The sequence below is a fragment of the Halopseudomonas sp. L-58 genome (assembly GCF_056859475.1).
On sequence record NZ_JBSXON010000014.1, the window covers coordinates 1 to 2,928 of the forward strand.

3 protein-coding genes and 1 rRNA gene are annotated in these 2,928 nt (G+C 57.8%); 1 reads left to right on the plus strand and 3 read right to left on the minus strand.

Annotated features, from left to right (window positions below; translation table 11 throughout):
* Nucleotides 1-24: 24 nt before the first annotated feature.
* Nucleotides 25-140 (plus strand): 5S ribosomal RNA (rrf, locus tag AC13EY_RS00490).
* Nucleotides 141-407: 267 nt separating this feature from the next.
* On the opposite strand, the gene tnpC is transcribed toward rrf, so the two are convergent.
* The 3 genes from tnpC to tnpA all read right to left on the minus strand — a co-directional run bounded on the left by tnpC (nt 408) and on the right by tnpA (nt 2,718).
* Complete coding sequence (gene tnpC, locus AC13EY_RS00495; RefSeq protein WP_228247772.1) at nt 408-1,949, minus strand: IS66 family transposase; 1,542 nt, start codon at nt 1,947-1,949, stop codon at nt 408-410.
* 74 nt (nt 1,950-2,023) lie between these two features.
* Nucleotides 2,024-2,359, minus strand: a complete 336-nt coding sequence (gene tnpB / locus AC13EY_RS00500; protein WP_228247771.1) for an IS66 family insertion sequence element accessory protein TnpB — start codon at nt 2,357-2,359, stop codon at nt 2,024-2,026.
* Nucleotides 2,356-2,718, minus strand: a complete 363-nt coding sequence (gene tnpA / locus AC13EY_RS00505; protein ID WP_482877501.1) for an IS66-like element accessory protein TnpA — start codon at nt 2,716-2,718, stop codon at nt 2,356-2,358. Before tnpA ends, tnpB begins: the two co-directional genes overlap by 4 nt.
* Nucleotides 2,719-2,928 lie beyond the last annotated feature (210 nt).

Here is a 2,928-nt window from a genome sequence, read left to right on the forward strand (position 1 = left end):
CGCCCAGCGGGCAGCAACAAATTGCTTGACGACTATAGAGCATTGGAACCACCTGATCCCATCCCGAACTCAGAAGTGAAACGATGCATCGCCGATGGTAGTGTGGGGCTTCCCCATGTGAGAGTAGGTCATCGTCAAGCGCCTATACCGAACACCCCGATCAGTCATGGTCGGGGTGTTCTTCTTTGCGCGCACGGAAAACTCGCCTGGGTCAGCGCTGCTGCGGGCGGCAGGATCAGGCCGATAATCCGTAAGCGTCCGGCCAAGTCACCTTGCGCGCTTGTATCACCCTCTGAACGGATTGCTGTATCACATGCTGAACGCTTTTCTTGTATCACCCTCAGCACGCTTATAAATCAGTGCGAGACTATTACGGGGTAGCCGTTTGGGGTGATACACCATGGTGATTACTGGCCTGTCTTTGGCGGTTCCCACTGATGCGGCAGCAGCTGGCTAATCTGGCTCGCTCGCTGCGTTGGCAGCCTGGTCAGCACATCCTTCAGATACGCATACGGGTCATGACCATTCAGCTTGGCTGATTGGATCAGGCTCATTACCGCGGCAGCGCGTTGGCCGCTGCGCAGCGAGCCGGCGAACAGCCAGTTGGATCGTCCCAGTGCCCAAGGTCGGATCTGATTTTCCACCCGGTTGTTGTCGATAGGAACGCGGCCATCGTCCAGGTAGCGCGTTAGCGCAGCCCAGCGTTTCAGGCTGTAATCCAATGCTCGGGCCGTGCCGGAGCCATCCGGAACTTTGGTCCGCTGTGCGATCATCCATTGATGCAGAGCATCCGCCAAGGGGCGTGCTTTGGCGGCCCTGATCGCCTGTCGTCTATCCGGTGGCTCATCCTTGGTTTGTCGCTCGACCTCATAGAGCTGGCCGATATAATCAAGCGCCTGCGCAGCCAGGGTGCTCTGGTTGGCCTGATGCAGGTCATAGAACTTGCGGCGTGCATGCGCCATGCAGCCGATTTCCACGATGCCCTTGCCGAACCCGGCTTTGTAACCTGCGTAATCATCGCATACCAATTTGCCTTGCCAGTCACCAAGGAAGTTGCGGGCATGTTCACCAGCGCGACTGGGGGCGAAGTCATAAACGGTGGCTTTCAGGTCTGCGAACGGTGTCGTGCAGTACGCCCAGACGTAGGCCTTATGGGTTTTCTTCTTGCCTGGGGCCAGCATGCTGACCGGTGTTTCATCGGCATGCAGAACGGGATGCTTGAGTAGTTCATGGCGCAGTGCATCCACCAGTGGTTGCAACTGGACGCCGCAGGCGCCTACCCATTCGGCCAGGGTGGAGCGTGAGATTTCCAGGCCGGCGCGACCGAAGATACGTTCCTGACGGTACAGCGGCAGGTGGTCGGCGTACTTGGCAACCAGTACCTGAGCCAGTAGTCCTGACGTCGGGATGCCCTTGTCAATGACCTGCGCCGGAACCGGTGCCTGGATCAGGGTTTCACAATTATCGCAGGCCCATTTGCCGCGGATATGCCGCTCGACGCTGAACTCACCCGGGACATAGTCCAGTTTCTCACTGACGTCTTCACCGATGCGTTTGAGCTGGCAACCACAGCGGCACTGGGTGTTATCGGGCTCGTGATGGATCAGGGTGCGTGGCAACTCAGGCGGTAAGGCTGTGCGCTTGGGCGTCTGCTTGACTTTGGGAGCTTGCTCGGTAGCTGCCATTGCCTGTTCCAGCTCGACCTCGATAGCAGCCAGGTCGCTATCGACCAGCTCATCCAGCAGTAAGCCTTGGGCGGTATTGAGTTGCTCACTGCGCCGGGCATATTTGTGGCGCTTGAGGATGGCGAGTTCGTGGGTCAGTTTGTCGTTCAGCGCAGTGCTGTGCGTCAGCGCCCGATCTTTAGCCGCCAGAGAGGCCATCAACTTTGCCGCCAGGACGCGGAGTTGATCGGCAGATAGCTGGTTTAGATCGGGCTGCTGTGTCATGTGGCTAGTATGCCAAGACTGGGCCTGACTGGGGATACACCCTTCAGGTTATGGCGCTTGGCAGCAGACTGTGCTTAGAGTACCGAGATGATGCCGGCGTCACCGATACGCTGCCATGGTAGTCCTTGAGCCAGTGCCATTAGCTGTTCATCGGTCAGGTTTACACGGTCACCGCACCAAGCATCAGCCCAGTGGAACTTGCCTCGGTTCAGGCGTCTGGCACACAACCAGACACCCAGACCATCATGCACCAAGACCTTCATCCGGTTGCCGCGCTTGTTGGCAAACAGGTACGCGCAATGTGGCCTGGCAGCCCCGAACACAGCAATAACACGAGCCAAGGCTGTATCTGGACCGGCACGCATATCCAGTGGCTCGGTTGCCAACCAGATTTCATCGATACGGATCATCGCAGAAGGTCACGTAGCAAGGCGGCACATTGGTGTGCTTGGTCAGCAGGCCACTCCACGACAACCGGACCACCGGCACGGGGTATCTCGATACGGATAGTACCAAGCGAGCGTGGCTCGGATGGCACGGGAGGCGCGGGTAGCTTTACCGGCACAAATGCTGGTGTTGAATAAAAATCACCGCGGCGCTGTGATTCTCTGATCCATCGGCGGACCATGTTGGCATTGAGGCGGTTGTCCAGTGCAATGCGCGATACGGAGACCCCGGGTTCCAGGCAGGCAGCAACGATAGAGACTTTGAAGTCTGGCGTGAAGCGGCGACGCTTCGGTGCGGGCTTGACTACGCTTGGTGTGTTCATGATAAGTGTCCACTAAGGAATAAGTGGACACTATCCTGACGCTAGCGGCGACAGGCTCAAGATGTGATTACCGGACGCTTAGTGCGCCAGTTAAAGCTGGCGGAGGATAGTCGATGAAAGTTCGATACTGGTAAGAAATGGCGAATCAACCAGACCCCGAGTCATGCACGTTGCACCGTGAGGTGCAGGGTGAAGCGTTGACAGGGGAAA

Coding starts and splice junctions, on each gene's coding strand:
- tnpA (WP_482877501.1), bottom strand. CDS start 2,718: ATGAACACACCAAGCGTAGTCAAGCCCGCACCGAAGCGTCGCCGCTTC.
- tnpC (WP_228247772.1), bottom strand. CDS start 1,949: ATGACACAGCAGCCCGATCTAAACCAGCTATCTGCCGATCAACTCCGC.
- tnpB (WP_228247771.1), bottom strand. CDS start 2,359: ATGATCCGTATCGATGAAATCTGGTTGGCAACCGAGCCACTGGATATG.